This window comes from Pigmentiphaga sp. CHJ604, assembly GCF_036972535.1.
GTDB classification, from domain to species: Bacteria; Pseudomonadota; Gammaproteobacteria; order Burkholderiales; family Burkholderiaceae_B; genus Pigmentiphaga; species Pigmentiphaga daeguensis.
On record NZ_CP136998.1, the window covers coordinates 5,393,662 to 5,419,616 of the forward strand.

26 protein-coding genes and 1 riboswitch are annotated in these 25,955 nt (G+C 69.5%); of the genes, 17 read left to right on the top strand and 9 right to left on the bottom strand.

Going from position 1 to position 25,955, the window contains the following annotated elements; translation table 11 throughout:
- Positions 1-124: 124 nt before the first annotated feature.
- From R4823_RS25930 to R4823_RS25940, 3 genes are read left to right on the top strand one after another with little or no spacing between them, the layout of a single operon-like run.
- The gene (locus R4823_RS25930; protein WP_132979566.1) at positions 125-1,111 is read left to right on the top strand and encodes a tripartite tricarboxylate transporter substrate binding protein; all 987 of its coding nucleotides are present in this window, start codon (positions 125-127) and stop codon (positions 1,109-1,111) included.
- 11 nt (positions 1,112-1,122) lie between these two features.
- A complete protein-coding gene (locus R4823_RS25935; protein WP_132979565.1) occupies positions 1,123-2,442 on the top strand; it encodes an LLM class flavin-dependent oxidoreductase in 1,320 nt (439 codons plus the stop codon).
- A gap of 43 nt (positions 2,443-2,485) precedes the next feature.
- Positions 2,486-2,899 (top strand): OsmC family protein, encoded by a 414-nt coding sequence (locus tag R4823_RS25940; RefSeq protein ID WP_132979564.1) that lies wholly within the window; start codon positions 2,486-2,488, stop codon positions 2,897-2,899.
- On the opposite strand, the gene R4823_RS25945 is transcribed toward R4823_RS25940, so the two are convergent.
- On the bottom strand, positions 2,896-3,894 hold the full coding sequence (locus R4823_RS25945) for an aldo/keto reductase (protein WP_207958623.1): 999 nt from the start codon (positions 3,892-3,894) through the stop codon (positions 2,896-2,898). The genes R4823_RS25940 and R4823_RS25945 overlap by 4 nt on opposite strands.
- 155 nt (positions 3,895-4,049) lie before the next feature.
- Between R4823_RS25945 and R4823_RS25950 the strand changes: the two genes are divergently transcribed.
- Together R4823_RS25950 and R4823_RS25955 are read left to right on the top strand one after the other, a co-directional pair.
- The gene (locus R4823_RS25950) at positions 4,050-4,265 is read left to right on the top strand and encodes a DUF1289 domain-containing protein (protein ID WP_130355806.1); all 216 of its coding nucleotides are present in this window, start codon (positions 4,050-4,052) and stop codon (positions 4,263-4,265) included.
- A gap of 97 nt (positions 4,266-4,362) precedes the next feature.
- Positions 4,363-5,409, top strand: coding sequence for a glycosyltransferase family 1 protein (locus tag R4823_RS25955; protein WP_338616613.1), 1,047 nt, complete (start codon positions 4,363-4,365; stop codon positions 5,407-5,409).
- A gap of 12 nt (positions 5,410-5,421) precedes the next feature.
- On the opposite strand, the gene R4823_RS25960 is transcribed toward R4823_RS25955, so the two are convergent.
- Genes R4823_RS25960 through R4823_RS25975 form a run of 4 tightly spaced genes read right to left on the bottom strand, consistent with a single transcriptional unit; the run spans position 5,422 to position 8,274 of the window.
- Positions 5,422-5,907, bottom strand: coding sequence for a RidA family protein (locus tag R4823_RS25960; protein ID WP_279815763.1), 486 nt, complete (start codon positions 5,905-5,907; stop codon positions 5,422-5,424).
- 9 nt (positions 5,908-5,916) lie between these two features.
- Positions 5,917-6,882: a tripartite tricarboxylate transporter substrate binding protein gene (locus R4823_RS25965; protein ID WP_338616616.1), complete on the bottom strand. Its 966-nt coding sequence runs from the start codon at positions 6,880-6,882 to the stop codon at positions 5,917-5,919.
- 22 nt (positions 6,883-6,904) lie between these two features.
- Positions 6,905-7,255 carry a RidA family protein gene (locus tag R4823_RS25970; protein WP_338616619.1) on the bottom strand — a complete coding sequence of 117 codons (351 nt, stop codon included), beginning with the start codon at positions 7,253-7,255 and terminating at the stop codon, positions 6,905-6,907.
- Positions 7,255-8,274 carry a membrane dipeptidase gene (locus tag R4823_RS25975; protein WP_338616621.1) on the bottom strand — a complete coding sequence of 340 codons (1,020 nt, stop codon included), beginning with the start codon at positions 8,272-8,274 and terminating at the stop codon, positions 7,255-7,257. Before R4823_RS25975 ends, R4823_RS25970 begins: the two co-directional genes overlap by 1 nt.
- 100 nt (positions 8,275-8,374) lie before the next feature.
- Here R4823_RS25975 and R4823_RS25980 point away from each other — a divergent pair, with 100 nt between their 5' ends.
- From R4823_RS25980 to R4823_RS25995, 4 genes are all read left to right on the top strand, one after another.
- On the top strand, positions 8,375-9,259 hold the full coding sequence (locus R4823_RS25980; RefSeq protein ID WP_130355812.1) for a LysR family transcriptional regulator: 885 nt from the start codon (positions 8,375-8,377) through the stop codon (positions 9,257-9,259).
- A 212-nt stretch (positions 9,260-9,471) separates the two neighbouring features.
- Positions 9,472-10,176, top strand: coding sequence for an EAL domain-containing protein (locus tag R4823_RS25985; RefSeq protein ID WP_165404393.1), 705 nt, complete (start codon positions 9,472-9,474; stop codon positions 10,174-10,176).
- A 13-nt stretch (positions 10,177-10,189) separates the two neighbouring features.
- Entirely contained in the window at positions 10,190-10,681 is a 492-nt protein-coding gene (locus R4823_RS25990; RefSeq protein ID WP_087838709.1) for a hypothetical protein, read from the top strand.
- Positions 10,678-11,451 carry a hypothetical protein gene (locus R4823_RS25995; RefSeq protein ID WP_087838710.1) on the top strand — a complete coding sequence of 258 codons (774 nt, stop codon included), beginning with the start codon at positions 10,678-10,680 and terminating at the stop codon, positions 11,449-11,451. The genes R4823_RS25990 and R4823_RS25995 overlap by 4 nt, the downstream gene beginning before the upstream one ends.
- A 3-nt stretch (positions 11,452-11,454) precedes the next feature.
- Here R4823_RS25995 and R4823_RS26000 read toward each other — a convergent pair whose 3' ends face one another.
- Both R4823_RS26000 and R4823_RS26005 read right to left on the bottom strand, forming a co-directional pair.
- The gene (locus tag R4823_RS26000) at positions 11,455-13,059 is read right to left on the bottom strand and encodes a sulfatase-like hydrolase/transferase (protein WP_338616626.1); all 1,605 of its coding nucleotides are present in this window, start codon (positions 13,057-13,059) and stop codon (positions 11,455-11,457) included.
- Positions 13,060-13,062: 3 nt separating this feature from the next.
- Positions 13,063-14,088 (bottom strand): tripartite tricarboxylate transporter substrate binding protein, encoded by a 1,026-nt coding sequence (locus R4823_RS26005; protein WP_338616627.1) that lies wholly within the window; start codon positions 14,086-14,088, stop codon positions 13,063-13,065.
- A 104-nt stretch (positions 14,089-14,192) separates the two neighbouring features.
- Here R4823_RS26005 and R4823_RS26010 point away from each other — a divergent pair, with 104 nt between their 5' ends.
- From R4823_RS26010 to metF, 4 genes are all read left to right on the top strand, one after another.
- Complete coding sequence (locus R4823_RS26010; RefSeq protein ID WP_165963126.1) at positions 14,193-15,110, top strand: LysR family transcriptional regulator; 918 nt, start codon at positions 14,193-14,195, stop codon at positions 15,108-15,110.
- 68 nt (positions 15,111-15,178) lie between these two features.
- Positions 15,179-15,289, top strand: a riboswitch (S-adenosyl-L-homocysteine riboswitch).
- Between the two features lie 79 nt (positions 15,290-15,368).
- Complete coding sequence (gene ahcY / locus R4823_RS26015; protein ID WP_087838713.1) at positions 15,369-16,787, top strand: adenosylhomocysteinase; 1,419 nt, start codon at positions 15,369-15,371, stop codon at positions 16,785-16,787.
- Positions 16,788-16,851: 64 nt separating this feature from the next.
- Positions 16,852-17,190 (top strand): phage holin family protein, encoded by a 339-nt coding sequence (locus tag R4823_RS26020; RefSeq protein WP_087838715.1) that lies wholly within the window; start codon positions 16,852-16,854, stop codon positions 17,188-17,190.
- A gap of 25 nt (positions 17,191-17,215) precedes the next feature.
- Complete coding sequence (gene metF, locus R4823_RS26025) at positions 17,216-18,082, top strand: methylenetetrahydrofolate reductase [NAD(P)H] (RefSeq protein WP_087838716.1); 867 nt, start codon at positions 17,216-17,218, stop codon at positions 18,080-18,082.
- 276 nt (positions 18,083-18,358) lie between these two features.
- On the opposite strand, the gene R4823_RS26030 is transcribed toward metF, so the two are convergent.
- A complete protein-coding gene (locus R4823_RS26030) occupies positions 18,359-19,027 on the bottom strand; it encodes a 5-formyltetrahydrofolate cyclo-ligase (RefSeq protein WP_132979555.1) in 669 nt (222 codons plus the stop codon).
- Positions 19,028-19,076: 49 nt separating this feature from the next.
- Here R4823_RS26030 and R4823_RS26035 point away from each other — a divergent pair, with 49 nt between their 5' ends.
- Genes R4823_RS26035 through R4823_RS26050 form a run of 4 tightly spaced genes read left to right on the top strand, consistent with a single transcriptional unit; the run spans position 19,077 to position 24,981 of the window.
- Positions 19,077-20,993 carry a transglycosylase SLT domain-containing protein gene (locus R4823_RS26035; RefSeq protein WP_338616632.1) on the top strand — a complete coding sequence of 639 codons (1,917 nt, stop codon included), beginning with the start codon at positions 19,077-19,079 and terminating at the stop codon, positions 20,991-20,993.
- 13 nt (positions 20,994-21,006) lie between these two features.
- The gene (locus R4823_RS26040) at positions 21,007-21,984 is read left to right on the top strand and encodes a complex I NDUFA9 subunit family protein (protein ID WP_338616633.1); all 978 of its coding nucleotides are present in this window, start codon (positions 21,007-21,009) and stop codon (positions 21,982-21,984) included.
- Positions 21,971-23,092: a CCA tRNA nucleotidyltransferase gene (locus tag R4823_RS26045; RefSeq protein WP_338616635.1), complete on the top strand. Its 1,122-nt coding sequence runs from the start codon at positions 21,971-21,973 to the stop codon at positions 23,090-23,092. Before R4823_RS26040 ends, R4823_RS26045 begins: the two co-directional genes overlap by 14 nt.
- Positions 23,093-23,136: 44 nt before the next feature.
- Positions 23,137-24,981, top strand: a complete 1,845-nt coding sequence (locus R4823_RS26050) for an ABC transporter ATP-binding protein/permease (RefSeq protein ID WP_338616637.1) — start codon at positions 23,137-23,139, stop codon at positions 24,979-24,981.
- On the opposite strand, the gene R4823_RS26055 is transcribed toward R4823_RS26050, so the two are convergent.
- Positions 24,978-25,868 carry a LysR family transcriptional regulator gene (locus tag R4823_RS26055; RefSeq protein ID WP_087838723.1) on the bottom strand — a complete coding sequence of 297 codons (891 nt, stop codon included), beginning with the start codon at positions 25,866-25,868 and terminating at the stop codon, positions 24,978-24,980. The two genes, R4823_RS26050 and R4823_RS26055, sit on opposite strands and share 4 nt — an antisense overlap.
- Positions 25,869-25,955: the final 87 nt, after the last annotated feature.

Here is a 25,955-nt window from a genome sequence, read left to right on the forward strand (position 1 = left end):
GTCGTTTTTATTCGTTGGCCCCGCGGAGCCCGGCACCTAGGATGAACGGTCCGACTGCGCAGCGATTCGTCCTGCGCGCACCTGTCCTGGCCGGCGGCCCCGTCCGCCCGGCGCGCGTGTCCTCATGGCTCCCATACTCCTTCGTTCCCTGTCCCGCCTGGGCATAGCCCTGGCTTTCGGCGCCGCCTCGCTAGGCGCGGCCGCCCAACCTTCCTATCCCGACAAGCCGGTCCGTATCGTCGTGCCCTATCCGCCCGGCGGCACGGCCGACATCCTGGGACGGCTACTGGCCGAACGCCTGGCCCCGGAACTCGGCCAGCCCGTGCTGGTCGAGAACCGCGCCGGCGGCGGCACCGCCATCGGCGCCCGCTACGTGGCCGGCGCGCCGGCCGACGGCCATACGCTGTTCGTCGGCACGAGTACCTCGCATGCCATCAATCCGGCGTTGCAGTCCGACATCGGCTACGACCCGGTGCGCGACTTCGCCGCAGTGGCGGCGGTGGCGGAAGTGCCCTACGTCATCGTCTCGCATCCCAAGCGCGGGTTCCGCACCCTGAAGGACCTGGTGTCCTATGCGCGCGCCCATCCGGGCGAGCTGAACTACTCGTCGGCCGGCACCGGTTCGTCCAACCACCTGGGCGGCGAGCTGCTGGGCTCGGTCGAGCGGATCCGCATCACGCACATTCCCTACAAGGGCAGCGCCCCCGCGCTGAACGACCTGCTGGCCGGTCAGGTCGACTTCATGTTCGATCTGGCCCCGACCGCGCAGCAACACGTGCGCGCCGGCCGGCTGACGGCCCTGGCCGTTACCGCCGCGCATCGCAGCGCCGTGCTGCCCGACGTACCGACCACCGCCGAAGCCGGCATCCCGGGGGCGCAGATCACCGCCTGGTTCGGCGTCTTCGCGCCGGCGGGGCTGCCCGCCGGCATCCGGCAGCGGCTGGCGCAGGCCCTGACGGCCATCCTGGCCCAGCCCGATACCCGCAAGCGCCTGGCCGACCTGGGCACCAACCCCATGGCCCAGCAAGGCGCGGCCTTCCAATCCTTCGTCGCGCGGGACTACGCGCACTGGAAGGCCCTGGTCGCGCAGGCCGGCATCAAGGCGGACTGAGGAAGAAATCCATGTCCGACCGCAAGCTGCACCTGGCCGCCTTCGCCGCGGCCGGCCCCGTATCCGGCAACCACGGCGGCTGGCGCTATCCCGGCGCCGACCTCGATCTGCTGTCCGGCCGCTACTACCGCAAGCTGGGCCGCAAGCTCGAGGCCGCCTGCTTCGACCTGCTGTTCATCGCCGACATCCTGGCCATTCCCACCCGGCTGGAAAACAGCCTGGACAGCCAGCTGCGCTACGGCGCGCTGGGCGCGCTGCGGCTGGAGCCGCTGTCGGTGCTGTCCCTGATCGCCGGGCACACCGAGCACCTGGGGCTGGCCGCCACGGTCTCCACCACCTATTTCGAGCCCTATGATGTGGCCCGCTCACTGGCCACGCTGGACCACCTGAGCGACGGCCGCGCGGCCTGGAACATCGTCACCTCGTTCCAGCATGCCGAGGCACGCAACTTCGGCCGCGACGACCACATCGGCCACGACGACCGCTACGACCGGGCCGACGAATTCCTGGAAGTGGCCTGCAAGCTGTGGAACAGTTGGGACGACGGCGCGCTGGTGCGCGACGCGCAGGCCCCCCTGTTCGCCGATCCGGCCAAAGTGCGGCCCATCGACCATCACGGCCGCTGGTTCAACGTGGAGGGCCCGCTGAACGTCAGCCGGCCTCCGCAGGGCCGGCCGGTGTTCATCCAGGCCGGCGCCTCCAGCCGGGGCAAGGATTTCGCCGCGCGCTGGGCCGACGTAATCTTCGTCACCCATGCCTCGCTGGAGTCCGCGCGCGAGTTCTACCGCGAGATGAAGGAACGCGCCGCTGCGCTGGGCCGCGATCCGGACGGGCTGAAGATCCTGCCGGGCATCGCTCCGCTGACGGGGGAGACAGCCGAGATCGCGCGCGCCAAGGATGCGCTGCTGACCGGCCTGGCCGACGCCAAGGCGGGCCTGTCCACCCTCGCCTATCACCTGGACATCGACCTGTCGCAGTTTCCGCAGGACACGCCCCTGCCCGAGATCGAACAGCCAGGCATACACGGGCACTACAAGGAAGTGGCCGAGCTGACGCGCAAGCACGGCATGTCGCTGGCGCAGATCGGCAAGCAGTACGCGATCAAGACGAACCGGGACTTTATCGGCGGCTACCGCGAGGTGGCCGACCGCATCGAGCAATGGTTCACGCGGGGAGCCTGCGACGGCTTCATGATCCAGATCCCCTATCTGTTCGGCGGGCTGGACGATTTCGCCAATCTCGTGGTGCCGGAGCTGCAGCGCCGCGGCCTGTTTCGCACCGCCTACGAGGGCACGACGCTGCGCGACCGGCTCGGCCTGGCCCGGCCCTAGCGCGTATTTGCGCGCCTTCCTCGACATCGACAGGAGTCTTCCCATGCCCAACCAGGCCCTGGCCACTTCCGCCGGCCAACCCGGCACCTGGCTGCTGAAGTCCCGCCACAACTACCTCGTGTCCAGCGCGACGCCCGAGCGCGGCGGCACAGGCGAACCGTGGGTGGCCGGCGAACTGCTGGTGGCCGCGCTGGCCAGTTGCGCGGCCTCGATCGTGACCCATGCCGCCGCCCGCGACGGCGTGGCCCTGCATCATCTGGACGTGGCGGCCGCCTCGGCGCGGGACGAAAACGAGGCCGGGCGCTACGCTTCCATCACGCTGGATTTCGACCTGCGCGGCCCGACCCGGGAGGAGGCCGAACGCCTGGTCGAGGAATTCCAGGCGGCCTGCCCCATCTACGGGACGCTGTCGCGCGGCGCCCCGCTGCACGTGTCCATACGGACGGCGGATAATTAGCGCGCCGAATCGCCCCAGCGATAGACCTGGGTCAGTTCGTCCAGCCGCTGCTTCAGGTCCGCGTCCAGCACGTAGTCCGCCGCCGCCAGCGTATCGTCCAGTTGATCGGGCCGACTCGCGCCCAGCAGCGGCGCAGTGACGGCCGGATTGGCCAGCACCCACGCCACCGACAGCGTCGTCAACGACACGCCCGCCTCCTTGGCCAGCGCCTGCAACGCATCCACCGTATCGAAATACCGGTCGGCCCAGTAACGCTCCTGGTAGCGCTCGGCCGCGGTGCCCAGCGTGAAGCGGGTGCCTTCGGTGGGCGCGCCGCGGCGATGCTTGCCGGTCAGCAGGCCGCCGGCCAGCGGGTTGTACGGAATCACGCCCAGGCCCTCTTCCTGCGCCAGCGGCAGCAGTTCGCGCTCGATCTCGCGGAACAGCAGGCTGTAGCGGGGCTGCACCGAGACGAAGCGCACGAGGCCATGCAGCTCGGACTTGCCCAGCGCGCGAGCCAGGCGGTACGCCAGGAAGTTGGACACGCCCACATAGCGGGCGCGGCCGGAACGCACGATGGTATCCAGGGCCTCCAGGGTCTCGTCCAGCGGCGTGCGCGTGTCGTCGCCATGCAGCTGGTAGAGATCGACGTAGTCCGTCTGCAGACGCGCGAGCGAGGCGTCGATCGCATCCAACAGGTGCTTGCGCGACGATCCCTGGTCCCAAGGGTGCGGACCGGTCCGGCCGAAGGCCTTGGTCGCCACGACGAAGCCGGCGCGCCCGCCGGGCGCGTCGCGCAGCCAGCGGCCCAGGATTTCCTCGGTGGCGCCTATGGTGTTCAAGCCGCCGCCCAGCGGATAGACGTCGGCGGTGTCCAGGAAGTTGATGCCGCCCTGGGCCGCCTTGTCCAGGATCTGGCGGGCGACGGATTCCTCGGTCTGCAGGCCGAAGGTCATGGTGCCGAGCGCGAGGCGGCTGACGGTCAGGCCGGTGCGGCCCAGGCGGGTGGTGGCCAAGGTCATGATGGATGCGTCGGTGGAGAATGGAAGGAACCGACTATGCTAGAACACCCCGGCGCTTCCTGGAACCAATCCCTGGAAGTAAGGATATGTCGTGTCGGCGTCTCGCCCTCCGCCGGAAGGCCCATCCGTTGGCGTTACACTGCCTTCATATGACCGCCAAGTTGCCTGCTTCCGACTCCCCCAGCCTCTCTTCCACCCCCGACTCGCCCTGCGTGGCGGTGTGCTCCACCCTGTTCGACGACATCTGCCGCGGATGCGGCCGCACCGCCATGGAAGTGGCCAACTGGGTGCAGATGAGCCCCGAGGAGAAGCAGGTGGTCTGGCAGCGGATCCGGGCGCAAGGCTATCCCCGGCGCAAGGGCTGACCGGCTGCGCCTTGTCACGGCCCCCGCGTCATGACAGTCTTCGGCCTGTCACATGCCGCAGGCTAAATAGGCGCCATCGCACCGACTTCCACCGCCCATGCGCATCGTCCTCGTCACGGATGCCTGGCATCCGCAAATCAACGGCGTCGTCCACACCTGGACGTACATGCAGAAGACGCTGACGTCCTGGGGCCACGAACTCATCATCGTCAGCCCCGTCGGCAGCCGCACCATCCCCACCCCCACCGAACCCGACGTGCGGCTGTGCGTGGAACCGCGCCGGCACCTGCTGCGCACGCTGGCGGGCCGCGCGCCCGATACCCTGCACATCGCCACCGAAGGGCCGCTGGGCCTGGCGGCGCGGCGGCTGGCGCGGCAGCGGGGATGGCGCTACACCACTTCCTTCCACACCATGTTCCCGGACTATCTCCAGGCGCGGATGGGCATCCCGGCGAACTGGACCTGGCGCTTCATGCGCTGGTTCCACCGGCCCTCGCAGCGCGTGCTGGTTCCGACTCCCACCGTGCGCGACACGCTGGCGGCCAAGGGCCTGGGCAATCTCCACATCTGGGCGCGCGGCGTGGACACCGAGCGTTTTCGTCCCGAAGCGGGCGGCGCGCTGCCCTACCCCGGCCCCATCTTCCTGAGCGTCGGCCGCCTGGCCAGGGAAAAGAACCTCGATGCCTTCCTGTCCCTGGACTTGCCAGGCACCAAGGTCGTGGTGGGCGGCGGGCCGGACGAGGCGCGGCTGCGGCGCAAGTATCCCGGCGCGGTGTTCCTGGGCATGAAGCCGCACGGCGAGCTGGCGCGCTACTACGCGGGCGCCGACGTGTTCGTCTTCCCCAGCCAGACCGATACCTTCGGCCTGGTCATGCTGGAGGCGATCGCCTGCGGCACGCCGGTGGCCGCCTATCGCAGCGAGGCGCCGATGGCGGTCGTAAGCGAAGGACGCACCGGCGTCCTGCACGACAACCTGCGCGCGGCCTGCATGGGGGCGCTGGAACTGTCGGGCACCGACATCCGCCAGCACGCGCTGGAGCACAGCTGGACCGCCATCGCCGCCCGCCTGCTGGAGTTGCAGGTGCCGGCCGATCCGAAGCGCGAGAAGGCCGACCTGGACTGGTATCCGCAAGGCGCGGTGTAGCGGCCCTGAGGGTCAGGCGCCGGGCGTTCCTTCCCGAAGCGCGATGTCCAGGTCGACCAGCACCGGAGCGTTGCGCGGCAGCTCGCTCACGCCGATGACGGAACGCGGATGGCGCCCGCTATCGTCGAACAGCGCCACCAGCAGCTCGGACCCTTCGTCGGCCAGTTCCGACCACCGCCCTCGCTCGCGGCCAACCTGGAAGAAGTAGTTCACGCGCAGCACCCGGTCGACGCCGGCCAGCGAGCCGCCGGCCAGGTGCCGCACCCACGCCAGGGCGTGCAGCACGCACAGCCGGACGGCCTCGCGCCCCATGCCGGCATCCACCGACTCGCCCACGACCCCCTGGGCCAGGAGCGTATCGGCCCCGGTCTTGGGGATCTGTCCGGCGACGTGGACGGTATCGCGGTGCCGGATCGCCGGCGCGTACGAGAAAAGTGTCGGCGTGGGCGGCGGCAGCGCCAGCCCCAGCGCGCGCAGGCGTTCATCGGCATTCGGCATGGACGTCTCCTAGCGCTTCGTGGGCTTGAAGCCCACTTCCCGGGCCAGCTTGGCCCAACGCTGGTTCTCGGCCTCGACGAAGGCCGCGAACTGGGCGGCGGATCCGCCTTTCACCGACACGCCCTGCTCTTTCAGGCGCGCCGCGACCTCGGGCGACTTGAGCGCGCGGTTGAACGCCGCGTTCAGGGCCTCGACCACCTCGCGCGGGGTAGCGGCGGGCGCCACGATGCCTTGCCAGGACGTAATGTCCAGGCCTTCCAGGCCGGCTTCCTTGTAGGTCGGGATCTCGGGCGCGATCTCGATGCGCGTGGGCGAGGTCACCGCCAGGGCCTGGATCTTCCCGGCCCGGGCATGCGGCAACAGCGTGATGACCGGATCGAGCAGCAGATCGATATGTCCGCCCAGCAGGTCGTTGATGGCGGGCGCGCTGCCCTTGTAGGGCACGTGCGTCATCCGCGTACCGGCCCGTGCGTTGAAAAGCTCGCCCGCCAGGTAGGTCGAACTGGACGCCGAACCGAAGGTCAGCGCGCCCGGCTTCTGTTTGGCCAGCCGGGTGAATGCGGCCAGGTCGGCGACCGGCAGGCCGGGCTTGGCGGCGATGATGTACGGTTGGTCCGCCAGCATGACGACGGGCGTGAAATCGCGGCTCGCGGAATAAGGCAGGTCCGAGTATTGCAGCTCGTTGATGGACATGACCGGCAGGTTCGCCACCAGCAGCGTATAGCCGTCGGGCGCCGCCCGCGCCACGTGCTCGGCGCCGATGATGCCGCTTGCGCCCGGCTTGTTGTCGACCACCACGGGCTGGCCGATGTCCTGGGCCACCTTCTGGCCCACCGTGCGCGTCACGAGATCGGCCACGCCGCCGGGGGGAAAAGGCACGACCAGGTGGATCATCTTGCCGGGAAAGGACGCCGCGTGGGCGCCCGCGGCACACGACAGCGCCAGGACGGCGGCGGCAACGCGATGCATGGACATGAAAGGTCTCCTTCTTGACGGTTCAGGCCGCGGCGACCGCGACGATTTCTATGTCGCACCCGGGCGAAGCCAGCGCGGCCTGCACCGTGGCGCGGGCCGGGGCCTGGCCGGCGGCGACCCAGGCATCCCAGACTCCGTTCATGGACGCGAACAGCGCCATGTCCCGCAGGAATATCTGGCAGGACAGCAGCCGGGACCGGTTGCTGCCCGAGCCTTCCAGCAGCCCGTCGATCATGGCCAGCACTTCGGCCGTCTGTTCGCGTATGTCGCGCCCGCGTGTCTCCCGGGGCACCTGGCCCGCCAGGTACAGGACGCCGTTGAAGACCGAGATTTCCGACATGCGCTTGCCGGGCCCGACTCTGTGGATGCTCATCACGCCGCCTCCCGCGTCTCGGCCTGCATGGGTCCGAAACCCGCCTCGAAGAAGCGCAGCCAGTTCTCGCCCAGCACCATCGCGGTGTCCCGTTCGGAGAAGCCGACGGCGCGCAGCCCGGCCTCGATCCTGGCCATGTCGCGGCTATCCCGGAACCAGTCGGGCTGCGGCGGGAACCCCGGCTGCGCGGCCGATCCTTCGCCGTAGTCCATGCGCTTGGTGTAGCGCCCCATCCGCATCCACTGCACGACGGAGTCCGGCTGGTCCTGGCACAGGTCCGAACCTATGCCCAACGACTCCACGCCGGCCAGCTCGGCGGTGCGGGCCACCATCTCGCAGAACGCTTCCAGCCGGCAGGCGGACTTGTCCTTCAGGTGATGGGGATACAGGGAAAAGCCCAGCATGCCGCCGGACGCGGCCAGCGCCTTGATGACCGTATCCGACTTGTTGCGCAGCGCGGGCGCCCAGGCGTGCGGATTGGCGTGGCTGACGACGATGGGACGACGCGACAGCTCGATCGCCTCCAGCGTCGAACGCTCGCCCGAGTGGCTCATGTCGATCACCAGGCCGACGCGGTTCATCTCGCGTATGACCTCGCGCCCCATGCGCGTGACGCCACCGTCGTTCGCTTCGTAGCAGCCGCTGGCCAGCAGCGACTGGTTGTTGTAGGTGAGCTGCATGAAGCGCACGCCCAGCGTGTGCAGCACTTCCACCAGCCCGATGTCGTCCTCGATGGGCGAAGGATTCTGGCAGCCGAACACGACCGCCGTGCGCCCCTCCTCGCGTGCCCGGCGCACGTCGTCGGCGCCGCGGGCCAGGACGATGAGCTCGGGGAAAGTCTCGAACCAGCGGTTCCAGCGTTCGATGACCTGCACCATTTCGCGGAAGTTCTCGTGGTACGCGATGGTGACGTGCACGGCGTCCAGGCCGCCCTCCCGCCATTGGCGGAAGATCTTCTCGGACCAGTTGTTGTATTGCAGCCCATCGATGCGAAAGGAATGCGTCCTGTCGTTGCCCATTCCCGGTTCCAGCTCCTGCGTCATTGATGGCGAAACTGTAGAGATCCAGGCAAAATTCAGTCAAACTAAAATATATTCAATGAATTCAAATTTTCCTTAAATGAAGATCGATCAACTACGGACTTTCGTCGCGGTGGTGGACACGGGCGCGCTGGTCGAGGCGGGCGACCGGGTCGGCCGCACGCCCGCCGCGCTGTCGATGACCCTGAAGCAGATCGAATCGGAACTGGGCGGAGCCCTGTTCGAGGGCGAACGCAAGAACCGGCTGACGCCGCTGGGCCGGCACGTGCATCTCCAGGCGCAGCGGGCGCTGCATGCCTTCGATGCCGCGCTGGCCCAGATGCGCGGCTACGCGCAGGGCGGCCAGGGCATCGCCCGGATCGCCGCCGTGCCGTCGGCGGCCACCCGTCTGCTGCCGGCCGCCATTGCCCGCATGCGGGCGACCCGCCCCGGCGTGCGCATCGACCTGCGGGACATCGATTCGGCGGCAGTGATCCAGGCCGTTTCCGCCGGCGTCGTCGACTTCGGCATCGCCACGGCGCCCGCCTCCAATGCCGACCCGGACCTGAAGGCCGAACCGCTGCTGAAGGATCCCTTCGTGCTGGTCTGCCCCGCCGGGCACCGCCTGAACGCGCTGAAACGGCCGGTCCGCTGGCGCGACATCGATCCGGCCGAGTTCATCGCCAACGGCCTGTGTTCGCGCTTTTCCTCGCCCGAACTGTCGCGCCTGGTGGAACAGGCGCCGCTGAACCTGCACAACACCACGTCGCTGCTGACCTTCGTGGCCCAGGGCTTCGGCGTCACGCTGCTGCCGACCATGGCCGTCACCGCCAGCCGGACCGTCCGCCTGCTGCCCCTGGCCGACCAGGGCGCAACCCGCAGCCTCGACCTGATAACGCTGCGCGACGCCAGCCTCAGCCCGGCGTCCCAGGCCATGCTGGACCTGGTCCTGGACTGCAGCCGCACCATGGCCGCCACGATCTGAATCGCGGAATCGGGGCCGCTTGCTCAGATTTGCTCAGATAAAGATGCGATGCCCCCCTTATCCTTGCATTCTTGACTATCGGTCCATAGGCATGGACGGCAGGTCGAGAGAACTGACGTCGAAGGCAGCATTCCATGCAGGTTACCCATCCATCGCCAGCGCAGCCGGCCCTCCCTCTCTCCTTTCCCGCCCCGCCGCCCGCTTACGTCGACATGCCCGGACCCGGCGCCCGGGCCCTGGCGTTCCAGCCTGTCTCGTCGCTGCTGGATGGCACGCGCAACCTCTACCAGAGCGTCACGTCCCGCCTGCTGGCATCGCCCGACGACGACGCGCGGGACGCGCCCGGCCTTGCGCTTGTCCAGGCCGTGATGGCGGTCCTGCGTGACCACCCCTGGATCACGCTGGGCTGCTCCGTCTCGCCGGACATGCTGGCCGACGAGGCCGGCTGGGCCCCCCTGCTGGACGAACTGCGCGCCGACAACCGGCTCGCCCGGCGGCTGGTGATCGAACTGGCCCAGAGCGACGACAGGCTGGAATCGCGGCAAGCCCTCGGCCTTGCCGGCCGGCTGCGCAAACTGGGCTGCCTGCTGGCCATCGACGATTTCGGCGCGGCCGGCGGCACCGTGGACTTCCTGCTCGATGCCCGTCCCGACATCGTCAGGATCGCTCCGGCATACCTGCATCGCGCGCGCCGCCTGCACGGCGTGGGCGGCACCTCCGGCCTGATCCGCCTGTGCCGCCGGCTGGCGCCGGCGGTCGTCATCCAGGGCGTGGACGATCCCGCCGACCTGCTGCGCCTGCCGCGCGAGGCGGGCGTATGGATCCAGGGCGTCCTGGCGGGCCTTCCCGCGCTGCATGCTCCCTGGCTGCGGCCCAGCCCGTGGCGCCTGGCGGCCTGCGCGGGCGAACGTCACTGACCGGACCGCCACCATGACCGCCGCCCCCGCCCGGAACGAACCGGCCGCCCCCGCGGCCAAGGCCCGCCCCGCGCGCAAGACGCCGCGCCGCAGCGCCAAGCGCATCCCCCGCAATGACTTCGCCCTGGCCGTCGCCTCGCCCTCCCCCCCGCCCGCGCGCACCAACAAGCGCGTGCTGGTGGCCGACATGGGCAAGCGGTTCTGCGCCGACGTCTGCGACTTCCTCAGCCAGCAGGGCTGCCATGCGCGCGCCGTGCACGACCGGCGGCACCTCGTCCAGGTCCTGGCCGAATGGCAGCCGACGACGCTGTTCCTGAACGTCTCCCTGCCGAACCTCGATCTGGGAGAACTGACGCCGCTATACCCCCACTTGCCGCGGGACTTCCAGATCGTCCTCCTGCTCGAGCCCGGCGTCCCCTTCACCTTGTCCGTTCCGCCCAAGACGCCATGCCTAGCCCGTCACCTCAAGTCCCCGTGCCTGACGGATCTGCGCCACTTCCTGTGACCCGGCAGGCCACCGGCGGGGCAGGCCACGTCCGGGGCGACCGGCGCCCGCCGGCCGGATTGCGCCGCCTCCTGTCCCGTTTCGTCCGCGACTACGTCCATGGGTTGAAGCGCCACGAGCGCTATCTGATGGACCCCGTCCATGGCCGGTCGCCGTCGCTGCGGCCCGCCGCGCGGCGCTGGCCGGCCGGCAGCGGCCCCCGCTCCATGACCGCTCCCCGGGCCTTTTCCTTCCAGGGCATCGAACGCGTCCTGCCGGATTCGCGCGGCTGGCATCATCAGCCCTGGGGCCAGGACTGGATCGGCCAGCTGCACCGCTTCGACGACCTGAACGCCGCCGACGCCGAGCAGCGACGGGAGTGGCACCGGGCGCTGGTATTGAACTGGGCGGTCGCCAACGGTCCGGGCCGCGGCCCCGGATGGGAAGCGCCCAGCCTGGCGCCCCGCATCGTCAACTGGATCAAATGGGATCTGCGCGGCGGCGGGCTGGCCAGCGAGACCACCCGCCGCAGTCTCGTGGTCCAGGTCCGCTACCTGCGCCACTTCTTCTCGCGCCAGTGGCGCGACGGCCCGCGCCCGGATATCGCCAAGGCGCTGATCTTCGCCGGCAGCTATTTCGCCGACGGACGCGAGTCGCGCGCCTGGCTGCGCAAGGGCATGCGGGCCCTGGGCACGCTGGCGCCAACCGACCTGTCCACCGAAGACCTGCGGGACCTGGCGCTGCTGTCCCTGGTCTACCCGGACCTGCATCCGCCGCACGGCCACCGCTGAGCTTTACGCAACCCCGGCGGGCAGCGGCGATGCGTCGGCATGCTCGATCATGGCGGCCAGCAGGAGATCGGTCAGTTCGGCGCGCCGGCTTGCCGCGCCCGGATCGTCCCAAAGATTGCGCAGCTCCAGCGGATCCTTTTCCAGGTCATAGAGTTCGCACAGCGCCCGGTCGTCCGACTGCGTGATCCGCCACTGCCCGGTCAACAGCGTGCGCAGGCGGAAGCGCCGCGGACGTCCGAACTGGAACATGACCGGCTCGTTCTCGACCAGCACGCCCGGCCGCGGCAGCGGGGCGCCGCGCTCCAGCGCCTCGCGCAGGCTCAGGCCCTGCATGCCGTTGTAGGCGGCGATGCCCGCCCGGTCGAGCACGGTCCCGGCGATGTCCAGGGTCCCGGCCGGCGCCTCGCAGACCGTTCCGCGCCGGGTTTCCGGCAGCGCGGGGTCGCTCCAGATGAAAGGCACCCTGACCACGCCCTGATAGTGCATGGGCCCCTTCAGCATCACGCCGTGGTCCCCCATCATGTCGCCGTGATCGCTGGTGAAGATGACGATCGTGTCCTCGCGCATGCCCAGGCGGTCCAGCGTCGCCATCACGCGGCCGACCTGCTCGTCGATCAGGCCGATCATGCCGTAGGTCAGGGCCGTGATCTCGCGGCACTCGCGTTCCGAGACGGGGAAGGCGGTATAGCCCTCGCGCGTGCCGCCGCCGCGGCCGTAATCGTGCACGCTCCGCACCAGCGGCGAAGCGCCGGGTGCATGGAACGACGCCGGTAGCGGCACGCCGGCCGGATCGTACATATCCCAGAACCTGCCTGGCGGCGTGAAGGGATGGTGTGGATCGGGAAAAGAACACATCAGGAAAAACGGTGCCTTCGGCCCGGCTTGCGCGGCCAGGGACTCCAGCCAGCCGCAGGCCCGCTCGCCGATGTAGGACGAAGGATAGAGCGATTCCGGCAGGCGCGTGCGCCAGGCCTGGGGCGCCCCGTACCCCTGGGCGGGCAGCGCATGGTCCCGTCCGCGAAGGCTGTCCGGATCCGGATGGCGCCCGGCCAGCCAGCGGGCATAGTCGCCCTGCACCTGGTCGCCGTGCAGCGTGCACAGTTCGACGTGATCGAAGCCGTAGTAGGGCGTGTCGACGCGCCGGCGCCGCCCCGCCTTCCAGTCCGGCGTCCATTCGTTGTCGTAGCCTTCGCCCATGCGCGGCCGCTTGGTGGCGTCGCGCAGGCCTTCGGCGGGCGACCGGCGTCCCTCGACGGGACGCCAGGCTCGTTTGTCGGGATGGTCGTAGCCGAAACATTGCAGGTGCGACTTGCCGATCAGCGCGGTGGCATAGCCCGCGTCCCGCAGCAGTTCCACGAAGGTGGTCTGGTCCAGCGACAGGTTGATGCCGTTGTGGACGACACCGTGCACCGACGGCAGGCGCCCCGTCATCAGCGTCGCGCGGTTCGACATGCAGGTCGTGCTGGCGGCGTAGAAACGCTCGGCGCGGACGCCCGTCGAGGCCAGCGCGTCGATGTGGGGCGTGCGCAGCACGGGATTGCCATAGCAGCCCAGGTGGTCGGCCCGGTGCTGGTCGGTGATGAAGATCAGGAAGTTGGGCGCGGACATGGCTCAATCCGCCTGGATCTTGAAGCGTTTGACGATCTCGCCGTAGCGCTCGTAGTCGTCGCGCGTGGCCTTGGCCAGCACCTCGCGCGGCCCGCCCACCACCAGTTCGCCGCGCTGCTTGAAGTGCTCCACGGCATCCGGCTCGCGCAGGGCCGCGTTGATCTGCGCGTTCAACGAGTCGGCCAGCGCGGGCGCCATCCCCGCCGGACCGTAGACGCCGAACCAGATGTTCACGAACACGCCCGGGAAGCCCTGCTCCGCCATCGTGGGCAGGTCGGGGATCAGCGGGCTGCGGCGCTCGTCCACGACCGCCAGCGGCACCAGCCGTCCGCTCTCGATGTAGGGCTTGGCGCCGCCGTAGCCGAGATAGATGAGCTTGACCTGCCCGCCCAGCGCGTCGTTCAGCGCTGGCCCCACGCCCCGGTAAGGGGAATGCAGCAGCGACAGGCCGGCGGCGCGGTTGAACAGCTCGCCGGCGATGTGCATGGGCGACCCGTTGCCGGAGGTCGCGTAGGCCAGGGGCGGCCCGGTCCGGGCCAGCTCGGCCAGCTCGCGGGCGTTCTTCACGCCCAGGCCGGGATGCGCCAGCAGCAGCATGGGCGTGGAGGAAATCATCGCGATGGGCGTGAAGTCCCGCTGCACGTCGAAGCTGTAGCCCAGGTTCCGGGGCAGGACGTGAGGAGCCATGGCGAAGGTGTTGGCGGTGACCAGCAGGGTGTAGCCGTCGGGTTCGGCGCGGGCGACGATGCCGGTACCTATGCTGCTGCCGCCGCCGGGGCGGTTGCTGACCACCACCGGCTGCCCCCAGGCCTTGCCCAGCTTCTCGCTCAGCAGCCGCGCGATGGGGTCCACCCCGCCCCCGGGCGGAAAGGGCACGACCAGCGTCACCGGCCTGGCGGGAAACCCCTGGGCCAGCGCGGGCCGGGGCAGCAGGCCTCCACCCGCGAGCCAACAGGCGGCCAGCCCGGCCCCGGCGCGCAATCCCGCCCGCCGGCCCGGCCGCATGCCGTCCTTGCGCTTGCCATCCATATTCATCTCCCCGAAGGCGTTCGATGCAGACGCAGTCTAGGGTGGTCGATATTTATCGTGTAGTGGATAATCGCTTGAATCACTTTCAAGCTGCATTTGCAAATATGGACCACTTGCGGCTCATCGTCACGTTCGCCCGGGCGGCGGAAGCGGGCAGCTTCAGCAAGGCGGCCCGCACGCTGGGCGTGACGCCGCAGGCCGTCAGCGCCCAGATCCGGCAGCTCGAGCAGCAGGTGGGCGTGCGCCTGTTCTACCGCACCACCCGCAGCATCAACCTGACCGAGGAAGGCCGGGCCTTCCATGAGCGCTGCCGCGCCGGCATGGAAACCATCCAGGGCGGACTCGACGTCCTGCGCGACCGCACCGAGCAGATGGTGGGCACGGTCAGGCTGGCGCTGCCCTATGCCATCAGCTTTGAACTCGTCGCGCCGCTGATGGGGCGCTTCATGGACCGTTACCCCCAGGTCCGGGTCGACATGCTGACCCTGAACCAGTTGCCGGACGTGGTCGAACACGGGGTGGACGTGGGCATCATCGGCGGCGAGCTTCCCAGCAGCTCGCTGGTCGCCCGCAAGGCCGGAACCTTCAACCACGTGCTGTGCGCCTCGCCGGCCTACCTGGACGAATGGGGCGTGCCGGGCCACGTGGACGACCTGCGGGACCACCGCTGCGTGCTGCTGCGCCATCCGCGCACGGGCCGGCTCTGGCCGTGGACCTTCCAGTCGGGCGGCGACATCGTCACGCTCAATCCCGAGGGCGCCCTGTCGGTGCAGGACGCCGAAAGCCAGCACCGCGCGGTGCTGCACGGCGCGGGCATCGGCCAGATCGCCAGCTACTACGCGGCACCGCACATTCGCGCGGGCAGGCTGCTCCCCTTGTCCATCGGCTATGTCTCGCGCCAGGTCGACGTCCATCTCTACCTGCCCCAGCGCGACCATATCCCCCTGCGCTGCCGCGCGCTGGCCGACTATCTGCTGGCCGAGCTCAAGCGCAATCCGGACCTGGCCCCCGCGACATTCTGATACCGGATGGCCGCGTCCCGCGCCCCCGCCTGTCATGCCGGCAGCGCGGGAACCCGCTACAATGCTTGCCACCTGAGGAGCGTTGCGACGACCGGCACCACGCCAGGCCGCCAGGCTCAGGTAACGGATCGGCGGCGGCCCCAGGCGGCGCCGGTCCACGGCAACGGCGCTCGCCCCACATCCTGCCCCTTGCAGGCCATGCGGCGAGCCTTCCCGGCTCACGCCGCGGCGTCAAAGGGCAAGCACTTTGGAGTCCCCATGAACGCTGTACCCAACGCCCAGACCCCCGACTACCGCATCGCCGACATCGCACTGGCCAACTGGGGCCGCCGCGAGATCAGCATCGCCGAAACCGAAATGCCCGGCCTGATGGCGATCCGCGAGGAATTCGCCGCCACCCAGCCGCTCAAGGGCGCCCGCATCGCCGGCAGCCTGCACATGACCATCCAGACCGCCGTGCTGATCGAGACGCTCAAGGCCCTCGGCGCCGACGTGCGCTGGGCCTCGTGCAACATCTTCTCGACCCAGGACCACGCCGCCGCGGCCATCGCCGCCTCGGGCACGCCGGTGTTCGCGATCAAGGGCGAGTCGCTGGCCGACTACTGGGAATACACTCACCAGATCTTCGAATGGCCGGCCGGCACCCACGCCAACATGATCCTGGACGACGGCGGCGACGCCACGCTGCTGCTGCACCTGGGCACCCGCGCCGAACAGGACGCCACCGTGCTGGCCAAGCCCGGCAGCGACGAGGAAGTCGCGCTGTTCGACTCGATCCGCAACACCCTCAAGCGCGATCCGAAGTGGTACTCCACCCGTCTCGCCCAGATCAAGGGAGTGACCGAGGAAACCACGACCGGCGTGCACCGTCTCTACCAGATGTCCAAGAAGGGCGAGCTGGCCTTCGCCGCGATCAACGTCAACGACTCGGTCACCAAGTCCAAGTTCGACAACCTGTACGGCTGCCGCGAGTCGCTGGTGGACGGCATCAAGCGCGCCACCGACGTCATGGTCGCGGGCAAGGTCGCGGTGGTGTGCGGCTACGGCGACGTGGGCAAGGGCTGCGCCCAGGCGCTGGCCGCGCTGCGGGCCCAGGTCTGGGTGACGGAAGTCGATCCCATCTGCGCGCTGCAGGCCGCCATGGAAGGCTACAAGGTCGTGACCATGGACTACGCGGCCGACAAGGCCGACATCTTCGTCACGGCCACCGGCAACTACCACGTCATCACGCACGAGCACCTGGTCGCGATGAAGGACGAGGCCATCGTCTGCAACATCGGCCACTTCGACAACGAGATCGACGTCGCCTCGCTCAAGCAATACAAGTGGGAAGAGATCAAGCCGCAGGTCGACCACATCATCCTGCCCTCCGGCAAGCGCATCATCCTGCTGGCGCAGGGCCGGCTGGTGAACCTGGGCTGCGCCACCGGCCATCCCTCGTTCGTGATGTCGTCCTCGTTCGCCAACCAGACCATCGCCCAGATCGAGCTCTGGACCCGCAACGAGAAGTACGCCAAGGGGCAGGTCTACGTGCTGCCCAAGCACCTGGACGAGAAGGTCGCGCGCCTGCACCTGAAGAAGCTGGGCGCGCAGCTCACGCAACTGCGCGCCGACCAGGCCGCCTACATCAACGTACCGGTCGAGGGCCCCTACAAGCCCGAGCACTACCGCTACTGATCGTTCCCCTTCCGGGGCCGCCGCGCCCCGGACGCCCCCTTTTCCCCTTGGCAAGGAGTTCGCGATGACCCTGTTACTCGTCTGGTTGCTCAACGCCGTGGCACTGCTGGTCGTGGCCTATCTGCTGCCCGGCATCACCGTGGCGAGCTTCGGCTCGGCGCTGATCGCGGCGCTGGTCCTGGGCCTGCTCAATTCGCTGGTCAAGCCGGTCCTGGTGCTGCTCACGCTGCCGATCACGGTCGTCACGCTGGGCCTGTTCCTGATCGTGCTGAACGCGCTGCTGTTCTGGTTCGCGGGCTCGATCCTGAAGGGCTTCCAGGTCAACGGATTCTGGTGGGCGGTCATCGGCGCGCTGCTCTACAGTCTGATCTCGGGCCTGTTGTCGGCCATCGTGCCCAACTGACCCTCTTCCTACAGGTTGCCCGCAAGTGAGTTCATCCGTCTTTCCCGACGCGGCGCCGGCTGACGCCGCGCCGGTCTTCAGCCTGGAATTCTTCCCGCCGCGCGACACCCCGGCGCAGGAAAGGCTGGTCCGCACGGCCAAGCAATTGCAAGGTCTGCATCCCCATTTCGCCAGCGTGACCTTCGGCGCGGGCGGCTCGACCCGCGACGGCACGATGCTGGCGGTATCGATGCTGCAGAAGCTGGGCTACGAGACCGCCCCGCACCTGTCGTGCATAGGTTCGACGCCCGAGAGCCTGCGCGAGATTCTCCATACGTACCGGCAGGCCGGGATCCGGCGGCTGGTGGCCCTGCGCGGGGACATGCCGTCGGGCATGGGCGACATGGGCGAGCTGCGCTATGCGCGGGACCTGGTGGATTTCATCCGCAAGGAAACGGGTGACTGGTTCCATATCGAGGTGGCGGCGTATCCGGAGATGCATCCGCAGGCCCAGGGGCCGGAGGCGGACCTGGACCGGTTCGTGGAGAAGATGCGGGCGGGGGCGAACAGCGCGATCACGCAGTATTTCTTCAATGCGGATGCGTATTTCGATTTCGTGGACCGGGCGACGGCGAAGGGGGTGCTGGCGCCTATCGTGCCGGGGATCATGCCGATCACGAATTACACGCAGCTGGCGCGGTTCTCGGATATGTGCGGGGCGGAGATTCCGCGATGGATACGGTTGCGGCTGGCGTCGTACGGGGATGACCGGGCTTCGATCCGGGCGTTCGGGCACGATGTGGTGGTGGAGCTTTGCCAGACGTTGCTGGATGGGGGGGCGCCGGGGTTGCATTTCTATACGATGAACCAGGCGGATGCTACGCAGGCTGTTTGGGAAGAGTTGGAGCGGTGACGGTCGTTCGAGTTCTTTAGACGGTTGTTTCCGGCCTTGGGGCGCGGGGCGCTGTGAGGCGCAGCGTAGCCGGTCCCGGCTTTGCCGGGACTTCCCGGAGTTGGCGCGGTCGGCGGGGCGGGCGTGAACTCGCGCGGGGACAGTCCCCCGGACTGTCCCTACTGCCGCGCTCAGACATGCACGCCCTTGCTTCCCCGCCGACCGCGCCAACTCCGGCGGCTCCGAATGCGTCTCACAGCGCCCCGCGCCCCAAGGCCGGAAACAACCTGCGGCGTCTTATGGTGTAGCGGGTGTGGCGCCCTGGTCGGTGGTGTGGGGGCCGGGAATACAACCTTCTTCGGTGATGATGGCGTCGAGCCGCATGTCGTGCGGCTCGGGTACGTGCACGTCGGGGGCCAGGCGGCCGCAGGCGTAGGCGATGCCCAGGGCCAGGGTCGCGTGGCCGCCCTGGCGCAGGGCGGCCAGGGTGCGGTCGTAGTAGCCGCCGCCGTAGCCGATGCGGTCGCCGTCGACGGTGTAGCCCAGGGTCGGGACCAGGACGATGTCGGGGGTGCGGGCCGGGGTGGACCGGGGTTCGGGGATGCCGTAGGCGCCGGGGGCCATCGTGGCATCGGGCGTCCAGGCGCGGAACTCCAGGGGAGCGGCCTTGGTCAAGATGACGGGTAGGGTCAGTTCCAGCCGGTCGTCGCGGGCCCAGGCCTGCAAGGCGGGGCGCAGGTCGGGTTCGTCGCCGATGGGCCAGAATGCCGACAGCACCACGCGCCTGCCGCTCCTTGGGGCGGCGGCCAGGTAGTCGTGTATCCTGCCTTGCAGGAGGCCGACGATGCGGGCGTCGGCCGCGGCGCGTTCGGTGGCGCTCATGGCCGCGCGCAGGGCGCGCAGGCGTGGACGCAGGGCGGCGGCGGTGGCCTCCCTGGGTTTACCCGATGCTATTCTTGCTGCCATGGCCTATTCAGCTCTCCTCAACAGAATTCGCATTACAGCACTTGCCGCCGTGCTGGCAAGCGCCGCCATGGGCAGCGCCTGCGCGCAGGTCTCGGCACCCGGGTCCGACGACGCCCTGCTGGCGGCGCGGACCGCGGTGCAGACGGGCAACTGGGACATCGTCCGTTCGCTGATCCCGCGCCTGGAAGGCCATGTGCTGGCCGCCTATCCGCAGTACTGGCTGCTGCGGCAACAGCTGAACGATCCGCGCAAGCCGCTGCCCGAATCCGAGCTGAACGACTTCGTGGCCGCCCATCGCGGCACCTACCTGGCCGAGCGGCTGCGCGGCGAATGGCTGCTGGCCGCCGCCAAGCAGGCCGACTACGCCACCGTGCGCACGCTGGCCGACACCACGGTGAACACGCCGCAGGTGGACTGTGCGGTGCTACTGGCCATGCACGCGCGCGGCGAACGGGTCACGGCCCAACTGGCCATGTCCAAGTTCGAACCGGGCGACAGCTGCTGGTCGCTGTACGATCGGCTCCAGGCCGACGGCGTCATGCAGTGGAACGACTTCGCCACGCAGATGCGCAACATGCTGGAGACCAACTCGCTGGCCAATGCCCGGCGCATGGCGCGCTACGTGTTCGATCCGGCCCAGCAGAAGACACTGAACGGCCTGTTGGACCAGCCCATGATCTGGCTGGTGCGGCAGAACACGCTGCCGCGCGACCGCGCCGGCCGCGAGCTGGTGGTGACCGCGCTGAGCCGCCTGGCGCGCAACGATCTGCAGGTGGGCTACGACTATTTCGAGCGCAGCTGGGCCAGGCAGTTGCCGGCCGACGACGCCAACTGGGTGCGCAACCAGTTCGCGCTGCAGGCCTCGTTCAAGCTCGACCCGGTCGCCGTCGCCTGGTATCGCGCGGGCGAAGGCGGCAGGCTGACCGAATACAACCAGGGCTGGCGCGCGCGCATGGTGCTGCGCCAGCAGCCCGTGGACTGGCGCACGCTGAACCGCTACATCGAGCAAATGCCGCCCGCCATGCGCGAGGACCCCACCTGGATCTACTGGCATTCGCGCGGCCTGGTCGCGCTGGGCGCCGTGCAGGAAGGCCAGGCCGGCTACCGCAGCATCGCCGGGCAATTCAACTTCTACGGCCAGCTGGCCGCCGAGGAACTGGGCATCGCCACCACCATCCCCACGTCCACGGCGCCGATCACCCCGGACGAGCTGGCCAAGGCGCAGTACAACCCGGGCCTGCAACGCGCGGTCGCGCTGTTCCGCCTGGGCTGGCGCACGGAAGCGGTGCGCGAATGGAACTACGCGCTGCGCGGCATGAACGACCGGCAACTGCTGGCCGCCGCCCAGCTCGCGCATCGCGAGAACCTGTACGACCGCGCGGTGAACACCGCCGAGCGCACGCGCGACCAGCACGACTTCAACCTGCGCTTCCTGACGCCCTTCCGCGACCAGTTGGTGGACAAGGCGCGCGAGATCGGCGTGGACGCGACCTGGGTGTATGGCCTGATCCGCCAGGAGTCGCGCTTCGTCATGGACGCCCGCTCCAGCGTGGGCGCCTCCGGCCTGATGCAGCTGATGCCGGCCACCGCCAAGTGGGTGGCGCGCCGCATCGGCATGAACGACTACGCGCAGCACCGGGTCAACGACATGGACACCAACCTGACCCTGGGCACCAGCTACCTGCGCATCGTGCTGGACGACCTGGGCGGTTCCCCCCTGCTGGCCTCGGCCGGCTACAACGCCGGTCCCCGGCGGCCCCATACCTGGCGCGCCACCCTGCCTGGCCCGGTGGAAGGCGCGATCTTCGCCGAGACCATTCCTTTCACCGAGACCCGCGACTACGTCAAGAAGGTGCTGTCCAACGCCACGTACTACGCGGCCCTGTTCACGGGACAACCGCAATCGCTCAAGGCCCGGCTGGGAACGGTCGTCCCGCAGACGGTGGAGACCACCGCCATACCCTGAGGAAGCGCACGCCATGACCATGATCTACCCTCGCATACTCGTGCTAGGCGGTTCGGGCTTCATCGGCAGCCACCTGGTCGCCCGCCTGGCGGCCCAGGGCCGCAAGCTGCTGGTCCCGACCCGCCGCTACATGAGCGCCCGCCACCTGCTGCCGCTGCCCACGGTGGACATCGCCCTGGCCGACCTGTCCGACGACGCCACGCTGAACCGCCTGGTGCAGGGGCGCGACGCCGTCATCAACCTGGTCGGCACGCTGCACGGCGACCGCGGCACGCCCTACGGCAAGACCTTCCGCAAGCTGCACGTCGAGTTGCCGGAACGCCTGGCCCGGGCCTGCGTGGCGCATGGCGTGACCCGCATGCTGCACATGAGCGCGCTGGGCGCCGATTCCCACGGCGCCAGCATGTACCAGCGCTCCAAGGGCGACGGCGAGGCCGCCGTGCGCCGTGTGTTCGATGCCTGGCCCGAGGGCGCGCTGACCATCTTCCGGCCGTCGGTGGTGTTCGGACCCGATGATCGCTTCCTCAATACCTTCGCCGCGCTGGCGCGCTGCTTCCCGGTGCTGCCGGTGGCGGGCGCATCGGCGCGCCTGCAGCCCATCTACGTGGGCGACCTGACCGAGGCCATGGTCAACGCGCTGGGCGATCACCGTACCTACGGCAAGACCTATGCCGTGGCCGGACCGCAAGCCTATACGCTGCGGGAACTGGTCGAGAAGGCCGCCGCCTGGAGCGGCCATCCCCGCCGCGTGCTGCCGCTGCCCATGGGCCTGGGCAAGCTGCAGGCCGCCGCCATGGAAATGCTGCCCGGCGCGCCGCTGATCACGCGCGACAATCTCGATACCCTGACGCGGGACGCGGTCCTGGACGGGCCGCTGGCGCCGGAACTGGGCATCCATCCCAGCTCGCTGGAGGCGCTGGCGCCCGACTACCTCGGGCAGGGCGAACACACCCGCTTCGACATGTTCCGCATGCGCCATGGCCGACGCTGACCTCGCCCGGCCGGCGCCGGGTCCCGACCCGGCCACCGACGGACTGGCGGTCTTCGTCGTGGGCGGCGCGGTACGCGATGCGCTGCTGGGCCTGCCCGCGGGCGACCGCGACTGGGTGGTGGTGGGCGCCACGCCGGACCAGATGTCGGCCCGCGGCTTCGTACCCGTGGGCGGCGATTTTCCCGTCTTCCTGCATCCCGCCACGCGGGAGGAATACGCGCTGGCCCGCACCGAGCGCAAGTCGGGACGCGGCTACAAGGGCTTCACCTTCCACACCGGCCCCGAGGTCACGCTGGAGGACGATCTGGGCCGGCGCGACCTGACCATCAACGCCATCGCCCAGGCCCCCGATGGCCGCCTGATCGATCCCTACGGCGGCCGGGACGACCTGCGCGCCCGGCGCTTTCGCCACGTCGGCCCGGCCTTCGCCGAAGACCCCGTGCGCATCCTGCGGCTGGCCCGCTTCGCGGCGCGCTTCCACGACTTCGCGGTGGCGCCCGAGACCCTGGAACTGTGCCGCCGCATGGCGGCCGAGGGCGAGGTCGATGCCCTGGTGCCCGAACGTGTCTGGCGCGAGCTGTCGCGCGGCCTGATGCAGGAGCGGCCCTCCCGCATGCTGCAGGTGCTGGCCGACACCGACGCGCTGCCGCGTGTCGCGCCCGGCCTGGCGGTGGACGGCCGACTGCTGGCCGTGCTGGACCAGGCCGCCGATGCGGGGCTGCCGTTGGCCTCGCGCTACGCGCTGCTCTGCTCCGACAGCGCCGACCCGGCCGGATTGGGCAAGCGGCTGCGCGCCTCGAACGACTGCAACGACATGGCGCGCCTGCTGCAACTGGCCCTGGCCGAGCTGCCGCGCGCGGGCCGGGACCCCGAACGCGTGCTGGCCCTGCTGGAACGCGCGGACGCCCTGCGCAAGCCCGAGCGTTTCGAGCAACTGCTGGCGGCCGCGCAACGGCGGATGCCGGTGGACGTGGCGCAATGGACGGCGTGGCGGGACACGGTCAGGGGAGTCGATGCCGGCGCCATCGCCGCCCGGCATGCGGACCGGCCCGGCGGCATCCGCGAGGCCGTGCGGTCCGCCCGGCTGGCCGCCTTAAGCGGCACTTAAGGCAGCGTGGCTAACGTGGCACCGTTGCCACGTGGATGTCCGCCATGTCCCTCGCCCCGCCCCGCCCCGACGACCCGGCCGCAGACACCGGCCCCGCTCCCCGCGACATCCGCGGCCAGTTGCGCCTGGGCGCCACCTGGCGGCTGCTCAAGCCCTACTGGGTGTCCGACGACCGCAAGGCGGCGCTCGGCCTGCTGGCGCTGGTCGTCGGCCTGAACCTGGCCCTGGTGGCCGCCAACGTCTGGCTGACCAACTGGAACCGCGTCTTCTACAACGCCCTGGAAGCGCGCGACTTCGCCGCGTTCAAGCTGCAACTGGCGCACTTCTGCGCGATCGCGGCGGCATTCATCGTCATCGCCATCATGAAGCAGTTCTACACCATGATGCTGGAGATGCGCTGGCGCACCTGGCTGACCGGCGAATGGCTGCAGCGCTGGACCTCGGGACAGGCCTACTACCGGGTGGAGCAGTCGCACGGCGCCGATAACCCCGACCAGCGCCTGGCCGAAGACCTGCGCACCCTGGCCAGCACCAGCCTGACGCTGTCGCTGGGACTGCTCAACTCGGTGGTGACGCTGCTGTCCTTCGTCACGCTGCTGTGGACCCTATCGGGGCCGCTGGTGTTCGCGCTGGGCGGCCGGACCGTCGCCATACCGGGCTACATGGTGTGGTTCGCCGTGCTGTATGCCGTGGCGGGGTCGTGGCTGACCCACAAGATAGGCAAGCCGCTGATCGGCCTGAGCTTTCGCCAGGAACAGACCGAGGCCGACTTCCGCTACGCGCTGATGCGGCTGCGCGAGAACGCCGAGGGCGTCGCGCTGTATGGCGGAGAGCCCGCCGAACGCGCGGGACTGCGCGCATCCTTCGACCACATTCGCGAGAACTGGCGCTGGCTGATGATCTACACGCGCCGGCTGGTGTTCGTGAACTCCGGCTATGGGCAGGTGGCGATCGTCTTTCCGCTGATCGTGGCCGCCCCGCATTATTTCTCCGGCGCCATCACGCTGGGCGTGCTGATGCAGATCGCCTCGGCGTTCGGCCAGGTGCAGGGCGCGCTGTCGTGGTTCGTGGACGGCTATGCCTCGCTGGTGGGCTGGCAGGCCGCCGCCAACCGCCTGCTGGACTTCCAGTCCGCGCTGGGGGCGGCCGAGGCCGAGCACGCGACGCGCGACGGTCTGCGCGGCATCGCGCTGCTCGAACGGGACCGCACGCCGGCGCCTGGCGCCATCACCGCCGCCGGACTGGTGCTGGCCCTTCCCGGCCGGAACGAGCGGCGGCCGTTGACCGAGCCGTTCTCGATGACCGTGCGGCCGGGCGAACGGTTGCTGGTGACCGGTCCGTCGGGCGCGGGCAAGAGCGTGCTGTTCCGCGCCATGGCGGGCATCTGGCCCTACGGCCGAGGCGCCATCGAACGCCCCGCCGATGCGCGCACCCTGTTCCTGCCACAGCGCAGCTACGTCCCCAGCGGCACGCTTGCCGCCGCGCTGGACTACCCCTCGCCGCCGGGCACCCACGACGACGCCACCCTGGCCGCCTTGCTGCGCGACTGCCGGCTGGAGCGGCTGGCCGGCCAGCTGCAGCGGCGCGACAACTGGGGGATGCGGCTGTCGCCGGGCGAACAACAGCGTCTGGCCTTCGCCCGCGCCATCCTGCAACGGCCCGACTTCCTGTTCCTGGACGAGGCGACCTCGGCGCTGGACGAGGAAACCGAGGCCGCCATGTATGCCCTGCTGGTCGAACGCCTGCCGCGCGCGGCCGTCGTCAGCATCGCCCATCGCAGCACGGTCGCGCGCTGGCATGACCGCCATCTGCGCTACCGGCCGGTGCATGCGGCGGGCGAAGAGCCGCGCTACCTGCCGGCGCCCGAGGCGCTGCCGCATCCCGTCTAGGCGGCCGCCGCGTCCCTGGCCTGGACCGCCACCCGTTCGAACGCCGCGCGCAGCACGGCCAGCGCCGGCCTGTCGACATCTGCGCGGCGGCAGACGAAGGCGATCTGGCGACGGGGCCCGCCGCGCCCCAGCGGCAGTTCGCGGAAGCGGTAGGCCTTGCGCAGCGGGTCGTAGGGCTGCGGAATGATGGAGACGCCCAGCCCCGCCGAGACCATCGCGATGATGGCGTGGCTGGACAGCAGGTCGATGCGGCTTTTCATGCGCGGATGCAGCCGGCGCACATACTGCGCGGCGATGCGGCCACCGGTGGAAGTCTTGTCGAAACGTATCCAGTCGTGGCCGCGCAGCAATTGCTCGACCGTGTCGCCGCGCGCCTCGGGCGGGGCCACCAGCACCATGGCCTCGTGCATCAGCGTCTGCCAGTGCAGCCGGCTCGATCCGCCCGACTGCGGCCGCACCAGCACCGCGGCATCGATGGTGCCGTCCCGCAGTTCGCCCAGCAGCCGCTCCGAGCGGCCGCGGGCCAGGTGCACGTCCAGTTCGGGATAGTCCGATTGCAGCACTTTCATCGCCATGGGCAGCAAGGTGGCCTGGATGGAGTCTATGGTTCCCAGCGTGACCTTGCCGGACACCCGGGTCTGGCGCCGCGCGCGCAGGGCCTCCAGCGACTCCAGCGTGCCCTGGACCAGCGCCGCGAGTTCGTGGGCGAACGGCGTCGGACGCGCCTGGCGCGCCGCGCGGTCGAACAGAGGCTGCCCGAAATGCTGCTCCAGGTACTTGATGTGCTGGCTGACCGCGCCGGGAGTCAGGTTCACTTCCTCGGCCGCGGCCGCGAAGGTGCCCCGGCGCAGGACGGCGCAAAGGGTCTGCAGGAATTCCAGTTTCATCAGATTTCCTAAACTGACGCATCACGAAAAATCGCTTTTCGTAGTTTATCGAGTGTCTAGAATCCGTCGGATAACCATGACTGGAGA